Annotated in this window: 18 protein-coding genes and 1 tRNA gene; 10 read left to right on the top strand and 9 right to left on the bottom strand. The window is 43.3% G+C overall.

Annotated elements, in window-relative coordinates; translation table 11 throughout:
* Window positions 1–16 precede the first annotated feature (16 nt).
* The 3 genes from fahA to hppD form a co-directional block, all read right to left on the bottom strand.
* Complete coding sequence (gene fahA / locus BUC10_RS09985; RefSeq protein ID WP_073179086.1) at window positions 17–1,237, bottom strand: fumarylacetoacetase; 1,221 nt, start codon at window positions 1,235–1,237, stop codon at window positions 17–19.
* 98 nt (window positions 1,238–1,335) lie between these two features.
* Window positions 1,336–2,493: a homogentisate 1,2-dioxygenase gene (locus BUC10_RS09980; RefSeq protein WP_073179084.1), complete on the bottom strand. Its 1,158-nt coding sequence runs from the start codon at window positions 2,491–2,493 to the stop codon at window positions 1,336–1,338.
* An 81-nt stretch (window positions 2,494–2,574) separates the two neighbouring features.
* On the bottom strand, window positions 2,575–3,708 hold the full coding sequence (gene hppD, locus BUC10_RS09975) for a 4-hydroxyphenylpyruvate dioxygenase (protein ID WP_073179082.1): 1,134 nt from the start codon (window positions 3,706–3,708) through the stop codon (window positions 2,575–2,577).
* Between the two features lie 162 nt (window positions 3,709–3,870).
* Here hppD and BUC10_RS09970 point away from each other — a divergent pair, with 162 nt between their 5' ends.
* The gene (locus BUC10_RS09970) at window positions 3,871–4,314 is read left to right on the top strand and encodes a MarR family winged helix-turn-helix transcriptional regulator (protein WP_073179079.1); all 444 of its coding nucleotides are present in this window, start codon (window positions 3,871–3,873) and stop codon (window positions 4,312–4,314) included.
* A gap of 27 nt (window positions 4,315–4,341) precedes the next feature.
* Here the strand turns inward: BUC10_RS09970 and BUC10_RS09965 are convergent, their stop codons facing one another.
* From BUC10_RS09965 to BUC10_RS09950, 4 genes are all read right to left on the bottom strand, one after another.
* Entirely contained in the window at window positions 4,342–5,877 is a 1,536-nt protein-coding gene (locus BUC10_RS09965) for an arylsulfatase (RefSeq protein WP_073179077.1), read from the bottom strand.
* 24 nt (window positions 5,878–5,901) lie between these two features.
* Window positions 5,902–6,768, bottom strand: coding sequence for a YihY/virulence factor BrkB family protein (locus BUC10_RS09960; RefSeq protein ID WP_073179074.1), 867 nt, complete (start codon window positions 6,766–6,768; stop codon window positions 5,902–5,904).
* Between the two features lie 42 nt (window positions 6,769–6,810).
* Window positions 6,811–9,645, bottom strand: a complete 2,835-nt coding sequence (gene polA / locus BUC10_RS09955) for a DNA polymerase I (RefSeq protein WP_073179072.1) — start codon at window positions 9,643–9,645, stop codon at window positions 6,811–6,813.
* 100 nt (window positions 9,646–9,745) lie between these two features.
* A complete protein-coding gene (locus tag BUC10_RS09950) occupies window positions 9,746–10,741 on the bottom strand; it encodes an isoaspartyl peptidase/L-asparaginase family protein (RefSeq protein ID WP_073179070.1) in 996 nt (331 codons plus the stop codon).
* A gap of 40 nt (window positions 10,742–10,781) precedes the next feature.
* Here BUC10_RS09950 and BUC10_RS09945 point away from each other — a divergent pair, with 40 nt between their 5' ends.
* The 3 genes from BUC10_RS09945 to BUC10_RS09935 all read left to right on the top strand — a co-directional run bounded on the left by BUC10_RS09945 (window position 10,782) and on the right by BUC10_RS09935 (window position 13,181).
* A complete protein-coding gene (locus tag BUC10_RS09945; RefSeq protein WP_073180061.1) occupies window positions 10,782–11,504 on the top strand; it encodes a copper homeostasis protein CutC in 723 nt (240 codons plus the stop codon).
* 54 nt (window positions 11,505–11,558) lie between these two features.
* The gene (locus BUC10_RS09940) at window positions 11,559–12,794 is read left to right on the top strand and encodes a metallophosphoesterase (RefSeq protein WP_073179068.1); all 1,236 of its coding nucleotides are present in this window, start codon (window positions 11,559–11,561) and stop codon (window positions 12,792–12,794) included.
* Window positions 12,795–12,884: 90 nt separating this feature from the next.
* Complete coding sequence (locus BUC10_RS09935) at window positions 12,885–13,181, top strand: thioredoxin family protein (RefSeq protein WP_036382448.1); 297 nt, start codon at window positions 12,885–12,887, stop codon at window positions 13,179–13,181.
* A gap of 23 nt (window positions 13,182–13,204) precedes the next feature.
* Here the strand turns inward: BUC10_RS09935 and BUC10_RS09930 are convergent, their stop codons facing one another.
* A complete protein-coding gene (locus tag BUC10_RS09930; protein ID WP_073179066.1) occupies window positions 13,205–16,543 on the bottom strand; it encodes a glycosyltransferase family 117 protein in 3,339 nt (1,112 codons plus the stop codon).
* A gap of 170 nt (window positions 16,544–16,713) precedes the next feature.
* On the opposite strand from BUC10_RS09930, the gene BUC10_RS09925 reads away from it, so the two are divergent.
* From BUC10_RS09925 to infB, 5 genes are all read left to right on the top strand, one after another.
* Window positions 16,714–16,785, top strand: a tRNA-Gln gene (locus BUC10_RS09925).
* 92 nt (window positions 16,786–16,877) lie between these two features.
* Entirely contained in the window at window positions 16,878–18,461 is a 1,584-nt protein-coding gene (locus BUC10_RS09920; protein WP_073179063.1) for a sulfatase family protein, read from the top strand.
* A gap of 127 nt (window positions 18,462–18,588) precedes the next feature.
* Window positions 18,589–19,050: a ribosome assembly cofactor RimP gene (rimP, locus tag BUC10_RS09915; RefSeq protein ID WP_073179061.1), complete on the top strand. Its 462-nt coding sequence runs from the start codon at window positions 18,589–18,591 to the stop codon at window positions 19,048–19,050.
* A gap of 13 nt (window positions 19,051–19,063) precedes the next feature.
* Window positions 19,064–20,296 (top strand): transcription termination factor NusA, encoded by a 1,233-nt coding sequence (gene nusA, locus BUC10_RS09910; protein WP_073179059.1) that lies wholly within the window; start codon window positions 19,064–19,066, stop codon window positions 20,294–20,296.
* Between the two features lie 43 nt (window positions 20,297–20,339).
* Window positions 20,340–23,036, top strand: coding sequence for a translation initiation factor IF-2 (gene infB, locus BUC10_RS09905; RefSeq protein ID WP_073179056.1), 2,697 nt, complete (start codon window positions 20,340–20,342; stop codon window positions 23,034–23,036).
* A 185-nt stretch (window positions 23,037–23,221) separates the two neighbouring features.
* On the opposite strand, the gene BUC10_RS09900 is transcribed toward infB, so the two are convergent.
* Entirely contained in the window at window positions 23,222–23,593 is a 372-nt protein-coding gene (locus BUC10_RS09900) for an SPOR domain-containing protein (protein WP_073179054.1), read from the bottom strand.
* A 235-nt stretch (window positions 23,594–23,828) separates the two neighbouring features.
* Here BUC10_RS09900 and BUC10_RS09895 point away from each other — a divergent pair, with 235 nt between their 5' ends.
* The gene (locus BUC10_RS09895) at window positions 23,829–25,184 is read left to right on the top strand and encodes a c-type cytochrome (protein ID WP_073180059.1); all 1,356 of its coding nucleotides are present in this window, start codon (window positions 23,829–23,831) and stop codon (window positions 25,182–25,184) included.
* Window positions 25,185–25,188: the final 4 nt, after the last annotated feature.

The raw sequence follows: 25,188 nt of genomic DNA, 5'->3' as shown, positions 1-25,188 counted from the left end.
ATGCGAAGATAAACATCTATTTGGCCGGAAGCACCTTGGCACTTACTTCGCCAAAACCAACACGTACATCCCCTTTTTGACTGTGACCACGCATAATCACAGTGTCGCCGTCTTGGATGAACTTACGTTCCGTACCATCTTTCATCGTCAATGGTTTGGTACCCATCCAGGCCAATTCCAACATAGAACCATAAGAGTCTTCATCCTTACCTGAAATAGTACCGGAACCATATAGATCACCGACATTGATGTTACACCCATTTACCGTATGGTGAGCCAACTGCTGGGCCATGTTCCAGTACATGTATTTGAAGTTAGACCGGCAAACCACTTGTTCCTCACTTCCTTCCGGTGCTATTCCCACTTCAAGGTTGATGTCGAAGTTTTTTTCTCCGTTGTACTCCAAATACGGGAGCACCTTGGGTTGTTGTTCAGGTCCCGAAACGCGAAAGGGTTCCAGGGCTTCTAAGGTTACGATCCAAGGTGAAATATGGGAAGCAAAATTTTTGGCTAAAAATGGCCCCAAGGGCACATATTCCCATTTTTGAATGTCTCTTGCCGACCAATCATTAAAGAGCACCATTCCGAAAATGTAATCCTCTGCCTCATCGGTAGGAATGGATTCACCCAATTGGGTATTTTTTCCCGTAATGAATCCCATTTCCAACTCAAAATCCAAGCGTTGAGAGGGCCCAAAAACGGGTTGGTCCGCTCCGTTGGGAATGGTTTGTCCTTGTGGTCTATAAATGGGTTCTCCACTTAAGATTATGGAAGATGCGCGTCCATGGTAACCAACAGGAATATGTTTCCAGTTGGGTAGAAGGGCATTTGCTGGATCTCTGAACATTTTGCCTACATTGGTGGCATGTTCAATGCTGGAATAGAAATCGGTATAATCACCGATGATTACCGGCATATGCATTTGGGCTTCGGATTGTAGCACAAACAATTCGGGCCTTCCAGCCAAAATGGAATCCTCCTCTTGCAACCAGTGTTGGATGTCTTTCCGAACCTTTTTGGTGATGGACTTTCCCAACGCGATAAAATCGTTAAGCGTATCCTTTTCCAAAACCGCCGTGTTGAACTCAAACACGTCCAGTTCGGCCACTGCAGCTAAATCCAAGATGTGGTCGCCTATGGCAACCCCGGCACGCGGAGCGCGATCTGTGGTGGAAAATATCCCAAAGGGAATGTTGTGTATTGAAAAGTCTGAATTATCAGGAATATTAATGATCATATTTTGTTTAGATATGAGATTTTAGACGTTTGATGTGAGCAGGTTTTTGGGTGGTGAAGCACACTTATCCAACATCTATGGTCTAACTTCGTTATTTACTACTCTACCCAAGATTTATAGTAGGTGCCATCGTCTATCTTAAGGGCATTCTCGGTCACCTGTAAAGGTTTGAAGGTGTCTATCATTACAGCTAGCTCTTCGGTTCCCTTTTTGCCAATACTGGCTTCATAGGTGCCAGGATGTGGTCCATGGGGAATACCTGCTGGATGCAACGAAATATACCCTGGTCCAATACCTGTTCTGCTCATGAAATCCCCATCCACATAATAGAGGACCTCATCGGAATCAATATTGGAATGGTTATAAGGTGCAGGAATGGCCTTGGGATGGTAATCGTATAGCCTTGGGCAAAATGAACAGACGACAAAAGCACTGGTTTCAAAAGTTTGGTGCACAGGTGGCGGTTGGTGCACACGGCCCGTGATGGGTTCAAAATTATGGATGGAGAACCCATATGGGTAGTTGTAACCGTCCCAGCCTACCACATCAAAAGGATGTGAAGCGTAGACCAAACTATGGAGCATGCCTTGTTTCTTTATCTTAATAACAAATTCCCCAGTTTCATCATGGGTTTCCAAATTCTCAGGCAGTTTGTAGTCACGCTCGCAAAAGGGAGAGTGTTCCAAGAGTTGCCCAAACCAGTTTCGATAGCGTTTTGGTGTATAAATGGGATGGAAGGACTCCGCATATAGAATGCGATTGTCCTCGGTGTCAAAATCTATTTGATAAATCATGCCTCTTGGAATGATAAGGTAATCCCCATATTCAAAAGGGATATTGCCCAAGAAAGTTCTTAAGGTACCAGTTCCCCGGTGGATGAACAACATTTCATCGGCATCCGAATTCTTATAGAAATATTCGGTCATCGATTTTCTCGGAGCTGCTAGTCCAACATGGACATCCGAATTCACCAAAAGAGGTTCTCGCGCTTCTAAAAAATCATCCTTTGGTTGTACATCAAATCCAATTAGTTTTCTAGAAGTGATGTTTTTTTGGACCGCAATTTTTGGACTTAGATCAATGGCTTCCCCTATCGATGAAACCTGTGTTGGACGATGCTCGTGGTACATCAATGACGACATGCCATCAAAACCAATGGTGCCAAACAATTGTTCGTAATAAAGACTCCCGTCAGATTTGGTAAACTGGGTATGTCTTTTTTGCGGAATCTTTCCAAGCTTGTGATAAATGGGCATTATTAAAAGTTTAGAGTTATGAGCTAAGAGCACGTAGTTAACAATACAGAATCAACGTTGCACTCTTACCTCTGAACTTGTTTAGTGTAAAGTTCCCCTTACTTCTTGTTCGCGCTCAATGGCTTCGAACAGTGCCTTAAAGTTACCCTTTCCAAATGATTGTGCACCCTTTCTTTGAATGATTTCGAAGAACATGGTAGGTCTTGGTTCCACAGGACGTGTGAAAATCTGCAACAGATAGCCCTCGTCGTCCCGGTCAACCAAAATGCCCAATTCCTTCAATGGAGCGATGTCCTCATCAATTTCACCAACCCTGTCGGTAACCACGTCATAATAGGTGTCAGGAACCCTTAGGAATTCCACACCCCTACTACGCAATTGTCTTACTGTGGTAATAATATCATCTGTAGCTACGGCAACATGCTGTACACCTTCGCCCTCGTAGAAATCCAAATATTCCTCAACCTGGGATTTTTTCTTGCCTTCGGCCGGCTCGTTAATTGGGAACTTGATACGTCCGTTACCATTGCTCATTACCTTGCTCATCAACGCGGTGTATTCGGTAGAAATATCATTGTCGTCAAAAGAAAGGATGTTCACAAAGCCCATTACTTTTTCGTAGAATTCAACCCAATGGTCCATTTTGTTCCAACCCACGTTTCCTACCATATGGTCCACATATTTAAGACCCACCGGCTCTGGGTTGTAATCTGGCGTTTCCCATTTTTTGTAACCGGGTAAAAAGACACCTTCATAAGCCTTTCGTTCCACGAAAATATGTACGGTCTCCCCATAGGTGTAGATTCCAGATCGGACTACCTTTCCGGTTTCATCCTCTTCAGTTTGGGGTTCCATATAAGATTTGGCACCACGTTCCATGGCCGTGTTATAGGCATAGGTGGCATCATCCACCCAAAGAGCCACTACTTTGATTCCGTCCCCGTGATTATCAATATGTTTCCCTATATCCGTACCACTTTTAAGAGGGGAGGTAAGTACCAGTCTAATTTTATCCTGGATAACCACGTAGCTCTCCCTGTCCTTTAGTCCGGTTTCAAGACCTGCGTAGGCGTGGGATTGAAATCCAAATGCAGTTTTATAGAAATGTGCCGCCTGTTTGGAGTTCCCTACATACAGTTCGACATAATCTGTACCGTTGATCGGCATGAAGTCTTTTGCCGTATCGTGAATTTTTGGTATTGCTGTGGTTTCCATAGGTTTTATTTTGATACAAATATTAAAATTGTTGTTAGTGCAACAAAAATAGTATTTTTGAAATGATTTTCATCAGGTATTGGACAAATTTTTGTTAAAATTGATAGATATTTATGTTGTAGTTTCCCATGTGCTATGGAATCAAAGCGATCCTCTTAAGAAATGTTGAACCATATTGACAAAATTTCCGGTATTGGACTGCACTTAGATCTTGTGCTTCGCAAGGTGCAAGATGCCTACTTGCGCAAGTTTGAGGAGCTTGGCGTAGACCTAACGATCGAGCAATGGGTAATTCTACATCGGATAGCGGAACTGGGTGATGAGGCATCCCAAAGGGAAATTGTGCGTACCAATTTTCGGAACAGGGCGACAACTTCAAGGGTCATAGGAAAACTAGAAGCCAAAGGATGGATCAGCAAGCTTCGCTTTAAAGGAGATCAAAAACGTTTTAAGCTGGAACTCACTCCAAGAGGACAGGAAGTTATAAACCTTATACTGCCCCACGCTGTCGAACTTAGAAAAAAGGCCATTCGGGATTTGAATGGTGAAGAGTTTGAAGCATTTCTCAGGGTTCTTAACCAGATTGGCGAGAACTACGAAAAGTAATGATCCGGAAGCAAATCCTGTTTGGACCTATTTATCCCCCAATTCTTTGAATCGAAACTTTGGGTTCTCCGCCGGCACATGTTCTCTTTGCATAATGGCCGCTATGCGCTCTACAACATCGGGGTGTTTACGTGATACGTCCACTTCCTCAAGTACATCTGTTTCTAAATCATAGAGTTCTATGGAGAGATTGCCTTCGAAAATGTTTTTACGAATCCCTTTCCATTTTCCCATACGTACCGCCTGCTGCCCTTTGTAGCTTGGGAATTCCCAATACAAATAGTGATGTTTGGGTTGTTCTTCCCCAAAAAGGGTTGGCTTAAAGCTCATGCCGTCAATAGCTTCTGGTATTTCAATTTTAGTAATATCGCACAGCGTTGGCAATACATCGTAAAAGGAAGAAATATGATAGGATGTGCTTCCTTCTTTGATTTTCCCCGGCCAACTGGCGATCATGGGAACCCGAATTCCACCCTCATACACATTTCCTTTGGTTCTACCCGCTCCATTGCCAAAGGGTTTAGAACTTTCAAAGAAGTCAAAGTCAACACCGCCGGTATAGGTCGGGCCATTATCGCTGGAGAAAATAATCAAAGTGTTCTCGTAGAGTCCCAGTTCCTTGAGTTTCCCAACAAGCTCTCCCAACTGATTGTCGAGATAGGTAATCATGGCAGCATAGGCAGCTCTGGGATGTTGGTTTGGGAAATAACCTTGATCACCCGTATAGGGTTTCTCGCTACCTAAAACTTCACGGTATACGTCAACATCTTGCTTAGGTACCTGTAAAGGTAAATGGGGAAGGGGTGAGGCATAATACAGAAAAAAAGCGGAGTCTTTATGGGTTTCCACAAATTCAAGTGCTTTTTCATGAATAAGCTGCGGGGCATAGTCTTTTTGGATAAAATCTGAGTAGCTGTTTTCAACATTAGGGTCTGCATCAGATTGAAGCGGTGTGTGCGGAGGGATCAAGGCATTATTGAGCATTATTTTTTGCTCATTTTCCCAAAGATGGTTGGGGTATAAGGTATGGGCCTGTCGTTGGCAATTGTAACCGTAGAATTGGTCAAAACCTTGCTTTGTTGGAACGCCTTCGGTTCCCGGCCCGCCGAGGCCCCATTTGCCAAAAATTCCGGTGACATAGTTTGCTTCTTTCAGTTTTTTTGCAAGAGTTACCGTGTTGGTGGGAATTGGACGCTGTCCTTCCAGACTTGGGTCGGCGACCGCTTTCTCGTAGTTCCAGACATCCCCTCGCTCATCCCATTCGTCATTTCCGCGAATGTAGGCATGCCCAGCGTGTTTGCCGGTCAGAAGAATATATCGTGCCGGGGCACATACTGGTGCTCCGGAATAATGCTGTGTGAAGCGCATTCCGCTTTTCGCCAATGCGTCCATATGGGGTGTTTTGATTTTTTCCTGACTGTAGACTCCCACTTCGCCATATCCAAGATCATCGGCAAGAAAATAGACGATATTGGGTTTGTAATTTCCTTCTTGCGCAATCGATTCTAATCCGATCAAAAGAAAACCGATTAAAACTGATAAGGTTGAAATTTTGCGTATCATAATAGTGGTGTAAAGGGTGGGTTTTTACGAGGAAATCTCTTGATTTTCAATAGCTACAGCATTACTGGTGGGCTTGATTTTCCGATTTGTGGTATCACTCAATACCTTGACAAAAGAGGCACCTAGGAACATAATTTGTGAGGTATAATATACCCAAAGCATGATCAATGCCAAAACGCTGGCCGAACCGAAGACGGAGCTAATATGCATTTTCCCCAGATACATGCCTATTCCAATTTTTCCGAAAATGAATAGGAAGCCTGTAAAAATACCACCAAACAAAGCAGATTTCCAGTGCACTTGGGCATCGCCCAAAAACCTGAACATAATGGCAAACATTAAGGAGACAATGCCGAATGAAACTAAATGTTCATAAATGAGCAAGAATTGGTGATCCGGATTTACGTAGGCGTTATGTTTTACCAAAAAGGAATTGGCCGAAGTGCTTACCAACAGGATGAAAAAAAGGAAGATCAAAACTGATAGCGAGGCAAGATGCTTGGTAAAGTATCGTAGAATACTGTTCTTGGGTTTGGCTTTAATGCCCCAGATTGCATTGAAAGCATTATGAATTTGTCCTAGCATTCCCGAAGCACTTAAGGCCAAAGTGGCAAAACCGATGATTGCGGTAAGCAAAGAGTTGTGGTTTACATGTTGATTTTTGATTAAATCCTGAATTTGCCATGCGGCATCACTTCCCAGATTATCCTTTAGTTGCGCAAAAATTTCCCCTGAAACCGCTTCTTTACCGAAGATCATTCCCAAGAGAGAAATAAGAATTATTATGATGGGAAATATAGAGAAGACCGCATAATAGGCCAAGGCCGCACCTTTTTGAAAGGTATTGCTATTAAAAAAATGTTTGAAAACGGTCTTCAGGAACTGTATCATGCATTATGCGTTTGAATCTCTGCCCAGTCAATCAGAACCATATCAATGTGCTTCAAGCCAATTGTCGCCAATGCCAACTTCTACATCAAGTGGAACAGCTAGTTGGTAGGCATTCTCCATCTCGGTTTTGATGAGTGTCTTCACCTCTTCCAATTCTGGTTTATAGGCATCAAAGACCAATTCATCATGTACCTGCAACAACATCTTGGTCTTGTAATTCCCTTCTGAGAGTTTTTTATGGATATTGATCATGGCAATTTTGATAATATCCGCCGCACTACCTTGGATAGGCGCGTTTACCGCGTTTCGTTCGGCCGCTCCGCGCACCACGTGATTCCCGGCATTGATGTCTTTTAGATAGCGCCTTCTTCCCAGTACGGTTTGGACATAACCATTGTCACGGGCAAAGTCTACCTGGTCTCCCATGAAGTTTCGGAGTTTGGGATAGGTTTTGTAATACGTGTCTATCAATTCTTTGGCCTCGGACCGACTAAGATCGGTTTGATTGCTCAATCCAAAGGCGGAAACTCCATAAATAATTCCAAAGTTCACTGTTTTGGCGTTGCTACGTTGTTCTCGTGTTACTTCCCCAAGGGGAACGTTAAACACCCGTGCAGCGGTTGAGGCATGAATATCCTCTCCGTTCTTAAAGGCCTCTATCATGGTGTTCTCCTCACTTAGGGCGGCAATGATTCGAAGTTCAATTTGCGAATAATCCGCGGCCAATAAGGTGTAATTTTCATCTCGCGGAATAAAAGCCTTTCGGACTTGGCGACCCCGCTCCGTTCTGATGGGGATATTTTGCAAATTGGGATTGTTACTGCTTAATCGGCCAGTAGCGGCAACAGTCTGCATATAGTCCGTGTGTACCCGACCGCTATGCTTTTGAACCTCATTGGGAAGGGCATCCACATAGGTGCTCTTAAGTTTTGAAAGCCCTCTGAAATCCAATACGTTTTGGATAATCTCATGATCCTTGGCTAAATAGGACAGAACATCCTCAGCGGTGGAATATTGACCTGTTTTGGTCTTTTTGGGCTTGTCCACCAACTTCATTTTTTCAAACAGGATTTCTCCTAATTGCTTTGGTGATGCAATGTTGAACTGTACCCCTGCGGCATCGTAAATTTTTTGTTCAAGGGATTTAATATCGGTGTCCAGATCATCCGAAAGGGAATTTAAAAAACCTTCGTCCAAGTTGATGCCTTCGGTCTCCATATCCGCCAATACCCTGAGTAATGGCACTTCGATGGTTTCAAAAAGCTCGTCCGTTTTGGCTTCTGCCAATTCAGGTCTGAAATGTTGCGCTAACTGCAAGGTGATATCGGCATCTTCAGAGGCATATTCCGTTTGTTTGTCCAAAGGGACTTGGCGCATGCTCAACTGATTTTTACCTTTTTTACCGATAAGTTCGGTAATGGATACCGGACTATAGTTGAGGTAGGTTTCCGCCAAGACATCCATATTATGTCTCATATCCGGATTGATGAGGTAATGAGCCAACATAGTATCAAAGAGCTTTCCACGGACCTCAACCCCATAGTTTTTCATGACCTTTATGTCATACTTCAAATTCTGTCCAATTTTCTCAATCGTCTCCGACTCGAAAAAGGGACGCAGTTGGTCCAAGATTTCCATGGCTTCCTCTCGATTTTCTGGAATAGGGACATAAAAACCTTTTTTTGCCTCCCAGCTAAAGGCAATACCTACCAGTTCCGCCTCCAAAGGATTGATGGATGTGGTTTCGGTGTCAAAACAAACGGAAGTTTGCTGCATGAGCTTTTGCATAAAAAGATTCAGCCCAAGTCCTGAAGATACATTTTGATACAAATGGGAAATGTCGGTTATCGTATTTCTGCTGTTGGCATCTTTTATTGTGGCCGGAGCATCGGCAGGGTTGGCACCAAATAGACTGAATTGACCACTACCTGCTGCCTGAGGTTTGGTCACGGTTTTTGAAGTTGAAGCTTCCACAGGAGCGGCTTCTGTCTCGCCAGAAAATATCTTGGCAAACTGTTCTTTAAGTCGACGAAATTCCAGTTCATCAAAAATCTGCTGTACCTTTCCGCCGTCAGGTTCGGACATTTCATAATCATCTGCATTGAAGGTTACATCGCAATCTATCTTGATTTCGGCCAATTTTCTGGAAAGTCTGCCCAGTTCGGCATTGGCCTCCACCTTTTCTTTCATTTTTCCCTTGAGTTGGTCCGTGTTTGCCAGAAGTTCCTCCATGGAACCAAAATCCGCTAGAAACTTTTTGGCAGTTTTATCACCAACTCCCGGAAGTCCAGGAATGTTGTCACTGGCATCACCCATCATCCCCAAATAATCGATTACTTGGTCTGGGCGCTCCACCCCAAAACGTTTTTGTACTTCGGGGATGCCCCAGATTTCAATCCCATTGCCCATACGGGCAGGGCGATACATAAATATGTTCTCGGAAACCAATTGCCCAAAATCCTTATCAGGTGTCACCATAAAAACCTGGTAGTCTTCCTTTTCGGCTTGTTTGGCCAATGTTCCAATGATATCATCCGCTTCATAACCTGCCAGTTCCACTACGGGGATGTTCATAGCCTTGAGGATATCCTGGATATATGGTACTGCGATTTTTATTGCATCAGGAGTTTCATCCCTGTTGGCCTTGTAAGCTTCAAACAGTTCGGTACGCTCCACACTGCCACCCTTGTCAAAACATACCGCCAAATGGTCCGGCTTCTCCCTTTTGATCACATCAAACAGAGAATTAACGAACCCCATTATGGCGGAGGTATCCATGCCTTTGGAATTGATTCTAGGATTTTTAAGCAGGGCATAGTACCCTCTAAATATCAAAGCGTAGGCATCTAGCAGGAAAAGACGTTTTTGATTGGACATGGTCAAAAATTTGAAGTATGAAATTAGACGTACGAATTACGTATTCGTAAATTTTGTTGAACAGTCTTTAAAAGTAGGGAAAAGTGATAATATTTTGGAATTACCCGCCTTGATAAAAACTTTCCACGGCCTTGTTCTCATGTCCATTTTCAGAGTATTCCCTATAGGTAAAACCAGGGTGAACACAATAACCGCCGGTCTCTCCTTTTTTGTTGACGGCAATAAACCCAATTTGAAAGTCCTTCCTGCCCTCATTTTTTTTCATGATTCGTTTTACACCTTCTTCGCAAGCTTCTTGCGGGGATTTTCCTTGACGCATGAGCTCCACAATTAAAAAACTCCCAACGGTTCGTACAACTTCTTCACCAACTCCCGTGGCGGTGGCACCACCTATCTCATTGTCCACGAAGAGCCCGGCCCCGATTATGGGAGAATCGCCGACCCTTCCGGCCATCTTGTAACCCATACCACTAGTGGTACAGCCTCCAGCAATGTCTCCGTTGGCATCTATGGCCAACATCCCTATGGTATCGTGGTTTTCTATGTTGATTATGGTCTCATATTTGGATGTCTTTTTCCACTCTTCCCATTCTTTTTTGGATTGTTCGGTAAGTAGATTGGTTTTTTCAAAGCCCTGTTCATAGGCGAACAGTTCCGCGCCTAATCCGGCGAGCATGACATGCGGGGTTTCTTCCATTACCTTTCTGGCCACTGAAATTGGATGGGCTATGTTTTCCATGCATAGCACGGCTCCGCAATTAGCATCTTTGTCCATAATACAGGCATCCAGGGTAACCCTTCCTTCACGATCGGGACGTCCTCCAATCCCAACGGTCTGGTTGTTTATATCCGCTTCTTCAACCTTCACTCCAGTTTCAACGGCATCGAGGGCACTACCTTCATTCTCCAAAACTTCCCAGGCTTTTGCAGAAGCATTCATAAAGTTCCAGGTACAGATTACAATCGGTTTTGTGGAGCTGGAGGTGGTTTGCGCAACAGTTGCATTCGATTTGGTATTGCAGGAGGCAAGCACTGGCGCTGATAAAAGTCCGGCCGTGCTCAACCCGGATTTTTTGAGAAACTTTCTTCGTCGCATGAATTGGATGTTTATTTTTAGGCCTGATAAATATAGGGATATGCTAGTAGAAGTTTGCGCCAATTCTTTAGAATCCGCCTTAAATGCCCAAAAGGCCGGGGCAGACCGAATTGAACTTTGTACTGAGCTTGGCGTGGGAGGAATTACTCCTTCGGCAGGCCTTTTGGAATTGGTAAAAAAACGACTTGGTATTCCTGTTCATGTGCTGATTCGCCCACGAAGCGGGCACTTTTCTTACACCAATCACGAAATTGATGTAATGTTGGCCGATATTGACCACTGTCGTTCTTTGAGTGTTGAGGGTGTGGTTATTGGTGCTTTAAAAAAGGATTTTACCCTGGATGGAGATGTGATGAAAACCTTTAAGCAAACAGCAGGGGACATGAAAGTGGTATTCCACAGAGCATTTGATTGGGTTGAGAATCCTATAACTACATTGGAGCAGCTTGAAAATATGGGTATCCATACCATTTTGACTTCCGGTCAGGCTCCCTCGGCAGTGGATGGATTGGAATTGCTCAAAGAATTGCATTCCGTAGCAAACAATGTGACCATTATGGCTGGAGGGGGCGTACATCCGGAGAATGCCCATAAGTTTAAAGAGGTAGGGCTGCAAGCGGTACATCTTTCGGGAACGGTTTTGGGAGAATCACTTTCCTTGGAAGGTAAAATCCCCATGAATTCGAGCAAACATTTACGGGAAGACCGGTTGGCCGTAACAAAACCGGAAACCATTCGTCAAATGGTTCGGAGCGTTAAATAATAGTCAAAAGCTTAAGTTCCAGTATCTAAAAAAATATCTTTACAAAAAAAATGCATGCCTAGATTTTTAATAGTTCTTTCAGTTATTTACCTCGTTATGGCCTTTTATGGGCTACAAGGCTTCAAGACCCTGTTCAAAAGCGTATGGGTGCAGATTGCCTACGGCGTATTTTTCTTGGCTGCTTGGCTCAACTTGATCATTCGGGTACTTAATTATACTCCTGGGGATGGGGTCAGAGGGCAGATCGCGCTTGCCGGAGGAATTTTCTTTTCTTTTTTAATGTTGGCCTTGGTGCTGGGGATTGTATTGCTGCTTGAAGATGTAGTGCGATTGTTTGTGTTCGGATACAACAAGATTTCAGGGGTGGCCGATGATCAAACTAGATTTTTCCCATCACGACGAAAATTCATTAGCGGCATTGCCTTGGGCATTGCGGCACTTCCTTTTGGAGCATTGCTCTATGGTATGTACAAAGGGAAGTATAATTACAAGGTATTAAAGTACGAACTGGAGTTTGATGATCTTCCCGAAGCCTTTGATGGGTATCAGATTACTCAGATTTCCGATGTGCACAGTGGAAGTTTTGACAATAGGGAAAAGGTGGCCTACGGGATTGATTTGATCAATAAGCAACAAAGTGATGTTATCCTGTTTACAGGTGATATGGTCAACGACAAAGCTGTTGAAATGGAGCCTTGGGCAGATTTGTTTTCCACTTTGAAAGCCAAGGATGGGAAATTTTCCATTCTGGGAAATCACGATTATGGGGACTATACGTCATGGCCATCTGATGATGACAAAACACGGAATTTGGAGGATTTAAAAAACCTCCAAAAGGAAATAGGTTTTGATCTCCTATTGGATACCCATCGCTATTTAGAAAAGGACGGACAGCGCATTGCCCTGATGGGTGTGGAAAACTGGGGACGGGGAGGATTTAAAAAAGCTGGTGATTTAGAGAAGGCCAAGAAAGGTATTTCCAAAGAAGATTTTAAAATATTGATGAGCCACGATCCATCGCATTGGGAAGATGTGGTTATTCAGGATGATTATCATTTCCATTTGACCTTGAGCGGACATACGCACGGAATGCAATTTGGCGTCGAGATTCCCGGTTGGGTAAAGTGGAGCCCAGTAAAATGGAGATATAAATATTGGGCTGGGGTTTACCAGGAGCTGGGTCAATTTATAAATGTGAACCGCGGTTTTGGGTTTATTGGATATCCAGGGCGTGTTGGTATCTGGCCTGAAATCACCGTGATCACCCTAAAAAGAAAAGGTTTAACGTGAATTTAACGCACTTCGTTTGGAGTTGAACAAGGGCCTCCACTAAATTTTAACAATTTTTCTTACTTTTGGCTAGTAAACCAGGGAATATACATGTCTAAATTTGGTGAACTTATTGATTTAAAAGTGCCGGTATTACTGGACTTTTATGCAGAATGGAATGAACAATCCACCTCTATGCATCCGGTATTGCGCGATGTGGCCGCGGCCCTTGGAGACAAAGGCAAGGTAATTAAGATCGATGTGGATAAAAACAAGGAATTGTCCCAAGCATTGCGAATAAAAGGCCTTCCAACCTTAATGATCTATAAAAAAGGTGAGATGGTCTGGCGACAGAGCGGTGAACAAGATGCCAATACACTCATTGGTATTTTAAACGAATATATCTAAAACGGGGTTTTTGCCCTGTTTTTTTATCCTGTAACTGTAGTCACTGTATCTTCACCGGTTACCATGGTGTCCACGGGGACAGAATCCAACATATCCGGGTCTACGATTGGGGCCTCTTCCAAATCCTCAAGTTCCTCATCATCCACAAAACTGAACTTGCTGATATATTGTTCCCGCAATACCGCCATCTCTTTTTCAGCAAGATCCCTTTCTTGGTTGTCACTTAGGATATAAATAATTCGTTGATAGGCTTCCATGTCAGCTAGTACGTCATCCAATCTCTCGTACTGCTCATCAAGTGGTATTTCTGCGTAGTATTCCAGCCTTTCCTGATAAATTCCTTTCAATTTTTCAAATAAGACAAGGGCCTTTTCATTTTCACCAACCTTAAAATAACCATCCACAAATGGTTCCACAAATGCGTAAAACCCATATTGCTCCAACGGCATATTGGTCATGGCGATATCTATGATTTCTTTGGCCTTGTCAATCTTGTTTTCCGCAATCAAAGTTTCGGTTAACCTTGCTAGATTACTGCGGAAGGAAAGACCTTGCGAACGGGTTTGTGGGTCATGATAAATAGAAGTGTCCCCAGAATTTCCCCAATCCCATTTTTTCACAATATCGTACATAAGATCGCTATCCACCCTGCCCATCTCAAAGGAACTTTGGTTCTGGGTTTTTATAGGAACCAGTTTGTACACCAAGCCATCTAGTTGCAAATAATCCTTCATCCAGATGTATTCGGCTCGGTCGAAACTTCCCCCTGAAAAATATATTGGGCGTTTCCAATCGTTATTGGCAATGAGATCCAACATGAGGATCCTATTTTTTGGAAGTGCGCCCTGTGGAAGGTCAATATCTATATAATCCACGATTAAGGCGGAATCTTTTGGTTTCACCAAACCGCTCTCCAAAACATTCTTTTTATTGACAGGAATCCGAATCTTATTGGTTGGATAGTAAATTATGTTCAAGGTCCCCTCGGGAATATCACTTACGTCGGCACCCTGCTTTTCCAGCAAGTAACGGTATCTGGTCTGTGGTTTATCGCTACCAATCCAATTGATAAAGTCCTTGATGTCCCATCGGCTGTCCGTTATGCCTTGGTAATAAACAGCATCCCTGGAACCATAACGATACTTGTCATGGGTAAGCTGCGAAGGGATAGGGTCGCTATCATAAGCTTTTCGTTTCATTTGATCGATATACCAATCCGTGGCAAAGAGACTGGTGTTCACAATACGTACATCTGTTCTGTGTCCTTCTATCTCTTGTGCATACCATAATGGGAAGGTGTCGTTGTCCCCGATGGTGAAGAGTATAGCTCCTGCATCTTCCTCGCAGGAATCCAAGTAGGCCTTTGCCGTTGATCGGGCTGTGTATCGACCTGAGCGATCGTGGTCATCCCAATTTTGAAAGGCCATTAACAGAGGAACTGCCAGCAGACAGATTGTGGTTATTGCCGGGGCAGCTATTTTGGCTGACAACAATTTTCTGAACTCATCAAAAAGCCCATAAACTCCAATACCTATCCAAATACAAAAAATATAGAATGATCCTACCAGTGAATAATCCCGCTCTCTTGGCTGAAAGATATAGGGATTGGTATAAAACTGGATGGCAAGACCGGTGAACATAAAAAATACAAAGAGCACCCAGAATTGCTTTGGGTTTCGGGAAATCTGAAACACTATGCCTAAAATTCCGAGGAGCAAGGGCAAAAAGAAGTAGGTGTTTCGGGCTTTATTGTTCTTCCAATCACTTGGGAGGTTGTCCTGGCTCCCCAATCTCATACTATCTACAAAACCTATTCCACTGAGCCAGTTTCCGTTTTCGTCGTAGCGTCCCTGAACATCATTCTGTCTTCCCGCAAAATTCCACATGAAATATCGCATGTACATATACCCAAACTGAAATTCAAATAGGTAGCGGATGTTTTGTCCTAAAGAAGGAGGTTCCACTTCAATGTAGTCGCTAAATTCCCGAAGGAACCGAATATATTGATCAGTGTCCAGTTCGCCGCTATCAAATGCACTTTTGAACTGGGCCACAGCATCCCTTAAATCGTTCTGGGAGATGTACTCGGACTTAATCTTGAAATCCAATACTCCAAAATAACGCATGTAGTTTTCCGCGTGCTGATCGCTCCATAAGCGGGGAAGTATACCTACATGTTTGCTATTGGGTCCTTGAATGGCCCCTTTGTAATTGTTTACTATAACATATTTGCCGAGCTTCTCATCTTTCTCATATTTTGGACGATCATCTTGGTCTTCACCTGCTGGCGCAAATGTATCGGAGTAATAAGCTCCATAAAAAGGACTTTCAACACCTGGATATTGCTCTCTGTTATAATAGGCCAAAAGTGAACGGGCGTCCGACGGATTGTTTTCGTTCACTACCGTATTGGCATTGGCGCGAATGGGCAACATAAGCCAAGACGAGAACCCCAATAGAAGGAACATGAGGCAAAGGACGATTAAATTTCCAGCATGGAAACCATTTTTTCGTGTATAACGTAATCCAAAATAAAAGGCAGCGATAAACAATAGCCCCATGATTATGGTCCCCGAATTGAAAGGTAATCCTATGCTATTGATAAAGAACACTTCACTCCATCCAAAAAGTTTTAGCACATAGGTAAGGGAGAACTTGTAGACCAGCATCAAAATGGTCACAACAGCAATATTGGCCAACAAGAAATTTTTAACGGTGGTCTTCTTGTACTTCTTAAAGTAAAAAAGCAATCCTATTGATGGAATGGCAAGGAAACCCATAAACTGGATTCCGAACGTAAGACCGATCATGAAACATATGAGCAATAACCATCGGTGTCCTCTTTGGTCTTCTAAGTTATCCGTCCATTTCAATCCAAGCCAAAGCAGTAAGGCCATAATAAGACTCGCCATTGCATAAACTTCGGTTTCTACTGCATTGAACCAAAAACTGTCTGAAAAAGTAAAGGCCAGGGCACCAACTAAACCACTGCCAAAAACGGCTATGGCCTTAGCGTTGGATAAATCCTTCTTTTTGGAAATCATTTTCTGGGTTAAATTGGTAATGGTCCAGAATGTGAACAGCACAGCAAAGGCACTGGAAACAACTGAAACTGCATTGACCATTAGAGCGACCTTGGAAGGGTCGTTGAAAGCAAACATGGCAAAAAAAGCACCTATCATTTGTAGCAAGGGTGCACCTGGTGGGTGACCTACCTGTAACTTTGCGGAAGTGGTAATATACTCTCCGGCATCCCAAAAACTTCCTGTGGGTTCAACCGTTAAGGCATAGACAATAAATGCTATGGCAAAGGATACCCATCCAAGGATGGTGTCCCATTTTTTGAAGTCTTTTGCAAACATAAATATGGTGTTTACCGGATTGGGGCGAATTTAGTAAATATAGTAGAGACGATGGTGGAATTTTGGAAAAGCTTTAACAGGCTTTTTTCCTGAAAAAATAGTTCTGATTATTTCGAAAATATTTGCCGAAACCAAAGTTTGTTATAAATTTGCACCCTCTTAATGGCAAATGGCCCATGGTGTAATTGGCAACACAGCTGGTTTTGGTCCAGTCGTTCTAGGTTCGAGTCCTAGTGGGCCAACAGAAAGAGTTAAATCCCGATTTCTAAGGAAATTGGGATTTTTTGTTTGGAGTAATTTGGGTACTTTCAACTCAAAACTGGTCCACTGAACTATGAGTCACCTTAGATTAATATCACTTCTCACCATTTTACTATTGGCTTTTGGTTGCAAGAACAATGAGCTAAAGAAGAAGCAGACCCACAAAAACCCAAATATTGTTTTCATTTTGGCCGATGATCTTGGTTACGGTGATATCACTGCCTTTAACAAGCACAGCAAAATCAAAACTCCCCAATTGGATTTATTGGCAAGAGAAGGTATGATGTTTACCGATGCCCATACCTCTTCAGCGGTTTGTACCCCTACGCGATATGGTATTATTACAGGCCGCTACAATTGGAGAAGTAGTCTAAAGGAGGGTGTATTGTTAGGTGCTTCCAAGGCCTTGATTCCGAATTCAAGAACAACAGTGGCTTCCATTTTAAAGGAAAAAGGATATAACACAGCTTTTATTGGGAAATGGCATTTAGGTTGGGACTGGGCACTTAAAAATCCAGAGCTGGAACCAACAACAGGTTGGCAAGACACCACATTCACCAATATTGATTATACAAAGCCGGTGAAGAACACCCCAAATGATTTGGGATTTGAGTATGCTTACGGGCATAGCGGCTCCTTGGATATGGCTCCCTATGTTTATGTGGAAAATGGGATGGCGACTGAAATTCCTGAAGAAACCACGGTCAGTAGGGGGAAATATTCTTGGTGGAGGAAAGGGCCCACATCCAAAGATTTCGTTCATGAAGACGTTACTCCTAACTTTTTTCGAAGGGGCATAGACTATATAAAGGAACATGCGCAGGACGAAAACCCTTTTTTTCTTTACCTGGCATTACCATCACCGCATACCCCAATTTTACCTTCGGCGGAATGGCAGGGTAAAAGTGGATTGAACCCATATGGGGATTTTATGATGATGGTGGATGATTACGTGGGACAATTGAACACGGCTATCAAAAAATCTGGTGCAGAGCAAAATACCCTTGTTATTTTCACGAGTGACAACGGGTGTTCGCCTGCAGCCAAAATTGAAGAACTTGTTGAAGAAGGACACAATCCCAGTCATATATATAGAGGCCATAAAGCAGATATTTTTGAAGGTGGACATCGAGTGCCTTTTTTGGTGAAATGGCCCAAAAAGGTGAAAGCAGGTTCCAAAAACACCCAAACCATCTGCACTACTGATTTTGCTGCCACTTGTGCCGCTATTGTTGGGTATGAGCTTAAAAACAACGAAGCGGAGGATAGTTATAATATGCTGCCCTTATTTGAGGGGGATTTTTTTGCTGGAGAATTTAGAGAGGCTACGGTGCATCATTCCATCAACGGGAGCTTTGCCATTCGCAAAGGGGATTGGAAACTGATTCTGTGTCCTGGTTCTGGAGGATGGAGCTATCCGACACCTATGGATAAGGATGTGTTGAAAGAACTGCCCAAACTGCAATTGTATAATTTAAAAGATGACCCTGGTGAGGCCCAAAATCTACAGTCTTCAAATCCGCAAAAAGTGGAAGAGCTCAAAAGTTTGCTTACCAAATATGTTCAGGATGGAAGGAGTACGCCAGGTGAATCCCAAAAAAACGATGGTGATGAGAATATTTGGGAACAATTGTGGTGGATGCAGGAATCAGATTAAAACCATTGCAATACCTTCATGGACAACAATTTTGCAAACTCTATATTTATTGTATCTTTGCACCACTGAACGGATATAATTGTATTCATGAGGGGACTTCTAGTCCCCTCTTTTATTACTTGATTTTATGCTGAAGGAGAAAGTAACATCGCTGTTGGACAAAGCCTTGGAGGAACATCCTTCGCTTTTCCTTATCGATTTTACGATGGGAAGCGATAACACGATCAGGGTAGTGTTGGACGGTGATCAGGGTGTGAATCTTCAGGACTGCATGAACATTAGCAGGGCCATAGAGCACAATTTGGATCGGGAAGACGAGGATTTTTCACTTGAGGTGACCTCGGCCGGCGCCACATCACCTTTGGAGCTGCCCCGTCAGTATAAAAAAAATATTGGTAGAAAATTAGCGGTCAAAACGGAAGATAAAGAGTTGGAAGGAACTTTGACCGAAGCCACAACGGATACTATTACCTTGGAGTGGAAGGCCAGAGAGCCCAAGCCTGTGGGTAAAGGAAAAGTTACGGTACAGAAGAAGGAGGTGATTCCATTTTCTGATATCCATAAAGCAAAAGTTATTTTAAAATTTTAATTGTAGTTCAAAAATGGAAAACCTAGCGCTCATCGAATCCTTTTCGGAGTTTAAGGACGATAAGTTTATTGATAGGGTAACCTTAATGGCCATTTTGGAGGATGTCTTCAGAAATGCCTTGAAAAAGAAGTTTGGTTCAGATGAGAACTTCGATATCATAATCAATCCAGATAAAGGGGATTTGGAAATTTGGAGGAACCGAATCGTGGTTGAAGATGGAGAGGTGGAAGAACCCAATGAGGAGATATCGCTTACTGAAGCCAGAAAGATTGAACCTGACTTTGAGGTAGGTGAAGATGTTTCCGAAGAAGTGAAACTTATGGATCTGGGAAGAAGGGCTATCTTGGCGTTGCGCCAAAACCTCATTTCCAAAATTCATGAGCACGACAATACCACTATTTATAAGCAGTTCAAGGACTTGGAAGGTGAAATCTATACGGCTGAAGTGCATCATATTCGCCATAAGGCCATTATTTTATTGGATGACGAAGGGAATGAGATCATTCTTCCAAAGGATAGGCAAATTCCATCTGACTTCTTCCGCAAAGGGGATAATGTAAGAGGGGTAATAGAAAGCGTGGAGCTGAAAGGCAATAAGCCCGCCATTATTATGTCCAGAACTTCTCCGGCATTCTTGGAACAATTGTTCTTCCAAGAAATTCCTGAAGTTTTCGATGGTTTGATCACCATCAAGAAAGCGGTCAGGATTCCAGGGGAAAAAGCCAAAGTAGCTGTGGACTCTTATGATGATAGAATTGACCCTGTAGGTGCTTGTGTGGGTATGAAAGGAAGTCGTATTCATGGAATTGTGCGCGAGCTGGGGAATGAAAATATAGATGTTATCAACTGGACGAATAATTCCCAATTGATGGTGACAAGGGCTTTGAGTCCTGCTCGGGTTTCGTCTGTTAAGTTGAATGATGAAAAGAAAACTGCCCAAGTATACTTGAAGCCTGAGGAAGTGTCCAAGGCTATCGGTAGGGGAGGTCACAATATTAGATTGGCCGGTCAATTAACTGGTTATGAGATTGATGTATTCCGTGAAGGTGTCGAGGAGGATGTGGAGCTTACCGAGTTCTCGGATGAAATAGAGGCATGGGTAATCGAAGAGTTCAAGAAAATTGGACTGGATACCGCACGAAGTGTTTTGGAGCAGGAAGTAGGGGACTTGATCAAGCGTACTGATTTGGAAGAGGAAACTGTTCAGGAGGTAGTGCGCATTCTCAAAGAGGAATTTGAAGATTAAACTATATATTAGCAGCGAATTTTAGGGCTAGGAAAAACAATTTATGGCAGGAAACCCAACAATAAGACTTAATAAAGTTCTCAGGGAATTGAACATTTCTTTGGATCGGGCTGTGGACTATCTCTCATCTGCTGGGCATGATATAGAGGCAAGGCCTACCACAAAGATCACGGATGAAGTGTATCAGGTGCTGTTGGATGAGTTCCAAACGGATAAGAGCAAAAAAGTAGCCTCCAAGGAAGTTGGTGAGGAAAAGAGGAAGGAAAAAGAGGCGCTCAGAATCCAAATTGAGCAGGAGCAGGAAGAACGTAGGCTTGCCAGGGAAAAGAGAAATGCCGAGCAAGTTATCAAGGCGAAAGCCGAATTATCCGGTCCTAAAACTGTAGGTAAAATAGATCTCGAGAAAAAACCGGAGGCTCCTAAAACCGAGGAAGAACCAAAGGTGGCCGAAACTGAGAAGGCACCAGAGGAAACCAAAGTGGAGGAGAAGGTCGTGCCAGAAACTAAAAAGGTTGAGGTAGAGAAGCCAGCGGAGGACAAAAAAGCCGCCGAGGCGCCTAAGGAGCCAGAGGCCATTCAGACCCAATACAAGAAACTTTCCGGTCCCAAGATAACCGGTGATAAAATTGACCTTTCCAAATTTGCACGACCAAAGAAGAAAAAGGAAGAGGTCAAAAGCTCTGACAAAGCTTCGGATAGTTCTACGGACCGCAAGAAGCGGAGAAAACGTATTGTAAGCAAGAATTCCCAACAATCCGGTAACGGACGTCAAAACCAAAGAGGTGGAAGCGGTCCGGGAAGAAGGGGACAGCGAAGTTCGGTTCCAAAGGTGGAGCCAACAGAGGAGGAAGTTCAAAAACAGGTGCGGGAGACCCTCGAAAAACTTCAAGGGAAATCCAATAAGGGCAAAGGAGCCAAGTATAGAAGGGAGAAACGAGATCAACACAGGCAGCAGACTGAAAAGGATCTTGAACAGCAGGAACTTGAAAGTAAAATCCTTAAGGTTACCGAATTTGTTACCGTGAATGAGGTGGCCACTATGATGAACGTTTCCACTACCCAGATCATATCCGCCTGTATGTCATTGGGAATTATGGTGACCATGAACCAGCGTTTGGATGCTGAGACCCTTTCGATTGTGGCGGAGGAATTTGGTTATGAAGTAGAATTCGTTACCGCTGAAATTGAGGAGTCTATTGAAGAAGATGTGGATGCTCCGGAGGATTTGCAGGCACGAGCCCCTATTGTTACGGTAATGGGTCATGTTGACCATGGTAAAACATCTTTGTTGGATTACATTCGTAAAGAAAACGTAATCGCCGGTGAAAGTGGAGGTATTACCCAGCACATTGGTGCTTACGGCGTAACACTTGAAGACGGGCAAAAAATAACCTTCTTGGATACTCCGGGTCACGAGGCCTTTACCGCTATGCGTGCTAGGGGTGCGCAAGTAACGGATATTGCTATTATTGTGGTGGCCGCTGATGATGATATTATGCCACAGACCAAGGAGGCCATTAGTCACGCCCAAGCAGCCAGTGTTCCTATTGTTTTCGCGATAAACAAGATAGATAGGCCAACGGCCAATCCAGATAAGATTAAGGAAGGTCTTGCCGGCATGAATTTGCTGGTGGAAGATTGGGGAGGAAAAATCCAGTCCCATGATATATCGGCCAAAACTGGACAGGGAATCAACGAACTTTTGGAAAAGGTGCTTTTGGAAGCGGAATTATTAGAGCTCAAGGCCAACCCGGATAGGCTTGCCACCGGTACCGTTGTGGAAGCTTTCTTGGATAAAGGTCGTGGATATGTCTCAACTATTTTGGTGCAATCCGGTACCTTGGAGATAGGTGATTATGTATTGGCGGGGACTTGCAGTGGTAAGGTGAAAGCCATGCAGGATGAACGTGGAAAAAATATTGAAAAGGCTGGTCCGGCTACTCCAATATCAATTTTAGGATTGGATGGTGCACCGCAGGCCGGGGATAAGTTCAATGTATTGGATGATGAGAGGGAGGCCAAGCAAATAGCTGCCAAACGTTCGCAATTACAGCGTGAGCAATCCGTTAGGACGCAGCGACATATTACGCTTGATGAAATTGGAAGACGTATCGCCCTAGGTGACTTCCAGGAATTGAACATAATCCTTAAGGGTGATGTGGATGGATCCGTGGAAGCCTTGACCGATTCTTTCCAGAAACTCTCTACGGATGAAATCCAGGTGAACATCATCCATAAAGGTGTTGGAGCCATCACGGAATCTGATGTGCTGTTGGCAAGTGCTTCAGATGCGATTATCATCGGATTTAATGTAAGGCCCATGGGTAATGCGCGTACCGTAGCCGATAAGGAGGAAATTGATATTAGAATGTACTCCATTATCTATGATGCGATCAACGATCTTAAGGATGCCATGGAAGGAATGCTTTCCCCGGAAATGAAAGAAGAGATTACCGGTAATGCGGAAATTCGTGAAACCTTTAAGATTTCCAAGATTGGTACCATTGCAGGTTGTATGGTGACCAGTGGCAAGGTATTTAGAAACTCACAAATTCGTTTGATCAGGGATGGCGTCGTTATCTTTACAGGAGAGCTGACTTCATTGAAACGATTCAAAGACGATGTGAAGGAGGTTTCAAAAGGTTATGATTGTGGTCTGCAGATTAAGAACTACAATGATATCAAGGAAGGTGATATAGTTGAAGCCTTCCAAGAGGTAGCCGTTAAGAAGAAACTTTAATAAATCAATATTAATAAGTCCCGCTTCGGCGGGATTTTTTTTGCACAATATTTTGGGGTGGGATGTCGATTTTCGGCAAATAGCTGGTAGTCTGTGGCCTTTAAGTCTAGATTTTTGAATCCAGTAGGTCCCCGTAGTTTAGGATGCTGTTAAAATGGGACTTTGTTTTGGCGATGCACCTGAACCTATCTGGAACTGCTCTCCGGTTTTAGGAGCATGGCATCGGGGTATTTTTTGCGGACTTCGAGGTATTTGCGTTCAGCTTCCAATTTGGTCTTGAATTTTCCCAAACGAACACGATAAGTAGGTGATTCAAATTCAATTTTGGAATACCATCCCGGGAAATCAATATCAATTTTGGATTTTAGGTTTTGTGCCTTTTGATAGCTTCCAAAACCTACTTGGATTTGATAATAATCTGCCTTGGAATTGACTTGGGTGTACAACTTCATCAACTCATCAATCCTTGGGTCTTGATTTATACTGACCTGACCTTCCTGTGCAGAAAGATGAAAAGTCAAACCTAACAAAAACAATGTCAATACAGGGGTTTTCATAGTAAATGGTTCCTTACCAATTATGTATACGTGCAAATGTAAATTTTTAGTGTATAACCACTGGTCTTTTATGTTATTTAGAATCCTTATAAATTAGAAATTATAGATCCATTAACATTTTGAAAAAAGACCTTATGTCGTACTTTTGTCTGCGATTTTAGGCCATCCAAAAGCTATTGTTCTCAGTATCAATTGGAATAATCGTGCCAAAGATTTCGATAGAAATTCTGTTAGTATGAAAAAGGTTTTATACCGCCATCTATTTTCAAAAGTTTTAGGTTTCTCTCTCCTACTTTTTTCCGTTTCATTTTATGCGCAAGAAGAAGCTGCTCCAACTGAGGTTGTTGCAGAAGCTGCTGGTGGAGGTGATCCAGTGAAGGGAAAGCAGTTGTTCAACCAGAATTGTGCGGCGTGCCACGCTTTGGACCGAAAAATGACCGGTCCTGCCTTGGCCAATGTGGAAAGCAGGTTGTCCGAAGACGAGGGATTGGACAAGGAATGGCTTTACACTTGGATCAAGAACAGCCCCGGGATGATCAAATCCGGGGATGCCTATGCCAACAAAATTTACGCAGAGTATAACCAAGCGGCAATGACCGCTTTTCCTACATTGTCCAATCAGGATATAGATGATATTTTGGCATATACCGCGGCACCACCCCCAGCGCCGGTCGCTGCAGCAGCTTCTGGTGCAACCGCAGCCACAACTGAATCTGGAAGTGGTATTTCCAATGAGATTATTCTTGGAGCCTTGGCATTGGTATTCGGTCTCTTGGTGGTTATGCTGATTTTGGTCAACAATACGCTAAGGCGAATTGCCGAGGCCAATGGTGTTGTTATCGAAAAAGATAAAGCTGATAAAGGACTTCCAATTTGGAAAGCTTTTGTTAAGAATCAGTTCCTGGTATTGGTCACTGCCATCTTTCTTTTGTTGGCAAGTGGATATTTTGCCTACGGTTGGATGATGCAGGTTGGAGTGGATCAGGGATATGCTCCAGTACAGCCAATTCACTACTCCCATAAGATCCATGCAGGAGATAACAAGATAGAGTGTAAGTACTGTCACTCATCTGCAAGGGTTTCGAAGCACTCGGGTATTCCCGCATTGAATGTATGTATGAATTGTCATAAATCAATTTATGAATACAAGGGTAATCCAGAAGGACCAAGTGCAGAGGATGTGGCGAATGGGTATACCAATGAATTCTACACAGGGGAAATAAAAAAATTGTATAAAGCAGTTGGTTGGGACGAGGAGAACCAGAGATACACTGGTGAGACTCAACCTGTAGAGTGGGTAAGGATTCATAATCTGCCCGATTTTGCTTATTTCAATCACTCTCAGCACGTATCCGTAGCAGGTATCGAATGTCAAACTTGCCATGGTCCTGTTGAGGAGATGGAAGTCATGTACCAGTTCGCTCCATTGACCATGGGATGGTGTATTAATTGTCACAGGGAAACAAATGTGAAAATGGAAGGCAACGAATACTATGAGGCCATTCATGCTGAGCTTTCCAAGAAATATGGAGTAGAGGAGCTTACGGCGGCCATGATGGGCGGTTTGGAATGTGGTAAGTGCCACTATTAAAAAT

The sequence above is a fragment of the Flagellimonas flava genome (genome assembly GCF_900129665.1).
GTDB classification, from domain to species: domain Bacteria; phylum Bacteroidota; class Bacteroidia; order Flavobacteriales; family Flavobacteriaceae; genus Flagellimonas; species Flagellimonas flava.
This window is presented reverse-complemented; position numbering and strand designations above follow the sequence as displayed.

What these genes read in the sequence shown, in the direction of transcription:
- BUC10_RS09945 (WP_073180061.1), top strand. Translation starts at nt 10,782, where the DNA reads ATGCTAGTAGAAGTTTGCGCCAATTCTTTAGAATCCGCCTTAAATGCC.
- BUC10_RS09965 (WP_073179077.1), bottom strand. Translation starts at nt 5,877, where the DNA reads ATGATACGCAAAATTTCAACCTTATCAGTTTTAATCGGTTTTCTTTTG.
- BUC10_RS09935 (WP_036382448.1), top strand. Translation starts at nt 12,885, where the DNA reads ATGTCTAAATTTGGTGAACTTATTGATTTAAAAGTGCCGGTATTACTG.
- polA (WP_073179072.1), bottom strand. Translation starts at nt 9,645, where the DNA reads ATGTCCAATCAAAAACGTCTTTTCCTGCTAGATGCCTACGCTTTGATA.
- BUC10_RS09970 (WP_073179079.1), top strand. Translation starts at nt 3,871, where the DNA reads ATGTTGAACCATATTGACAAAATTTCCGGTATTGGACTGCACTTAGAT.
- BUC10_RS09980 (WP_073179084.1), bottom strand. Translation starts at nt 2,493, where the DNA reads ATGCCCATTTATCACAAGCTTGGAAAGATTCCGCAAAAAAGACATACC.
- BUC10_RS09920 (WP_073179063.1), top strand. Translation starts at nt 16,878, where the DNA reads ATGAGTCACCTTAGATTAATATCACTTCTCACCATTTTACTATTGGCT.
- BUC10_RS09930 (WP_073179066.1), bottom strand. Translation starts at nt 16,543, where the DNA reads ATGTTTGCAAAAGACTTCAAAAAATGGGACACCATCCTTGGATGGGTA.
- infB (WP_073179056.1), top strand. Translation starts at nt 20,340, where the DNA reads ATGGCAGGAAACCCAACAATAAGACTTAATAAAGTTCTCAGGGAATTG.
- BUC10_RS09900 (WP_073179054.1), bottom strand. Translation starts at nt 23,593, where the DNA reads ATGAAAACCCCTGTATTGACATTGTTTTTGTTAGGTTTGACTTTTCAT.
- BUC10_RS09895 (WP_073180059.1), top strand. Translation starts at nt 23,829, where the DNA reads ATGAAAAAGGTTTTATACCGCCATCTATTTTCAAAAGTTTTAGGTTTC.
- BUC10_RS09940 (WP_073179068.1), top strand. Translation starts at nt 11,559, where the DNA reads ATGCCTAGATTTTTAATAGTTCTTTCAGTTATTTACCTCGTTATGGCC.
- rimP (WP_073179061.1), top strand. Translation starts at nt 18,589, where the DNA reads ATGCTGAAGGAGAAAGTAACATCGCTGTTGGACAAAGCCTTGGAGGAA.
- nusA (WP_073179059.1), top strand. Translation starts at nt 19,064, where the DNA reads ATGGAAAACCTAGCGCTCATCGAATCCTTTTCGGAGTTTAAGGACGAT.
- hppD (WP_073179082.1), bottom strand. Translation starts at nt 3,708, where the DNA reads ATGGAAACCACAGCAATACCAAAAATTCACGATACGGCAAAAGACTTC.
- fahA (WP_073179086.1), bottom strand. Translation starts at nt 1,237, where the DNA reads ATGATCATTAATATTCCTGATAATTCAGACTTTTCAATACACAACATT.
- BUC10_RS09950 (WP_073179070.1), bottom strand. Translation starts at nt 10,741, where the DNA reads ATGCGACGAAGAAAGTTTCTCAAAAAATCCGGGTTGAGCACGGCCGGA.
- BUC10_RS09960 (WP_073179074.1), bottom strand. Translation starts at nt 6,768, where the DNA reads ATGATACAGTTCCTGAAGACCGTTTTCAAACATTTTTTTAATAGCAAT.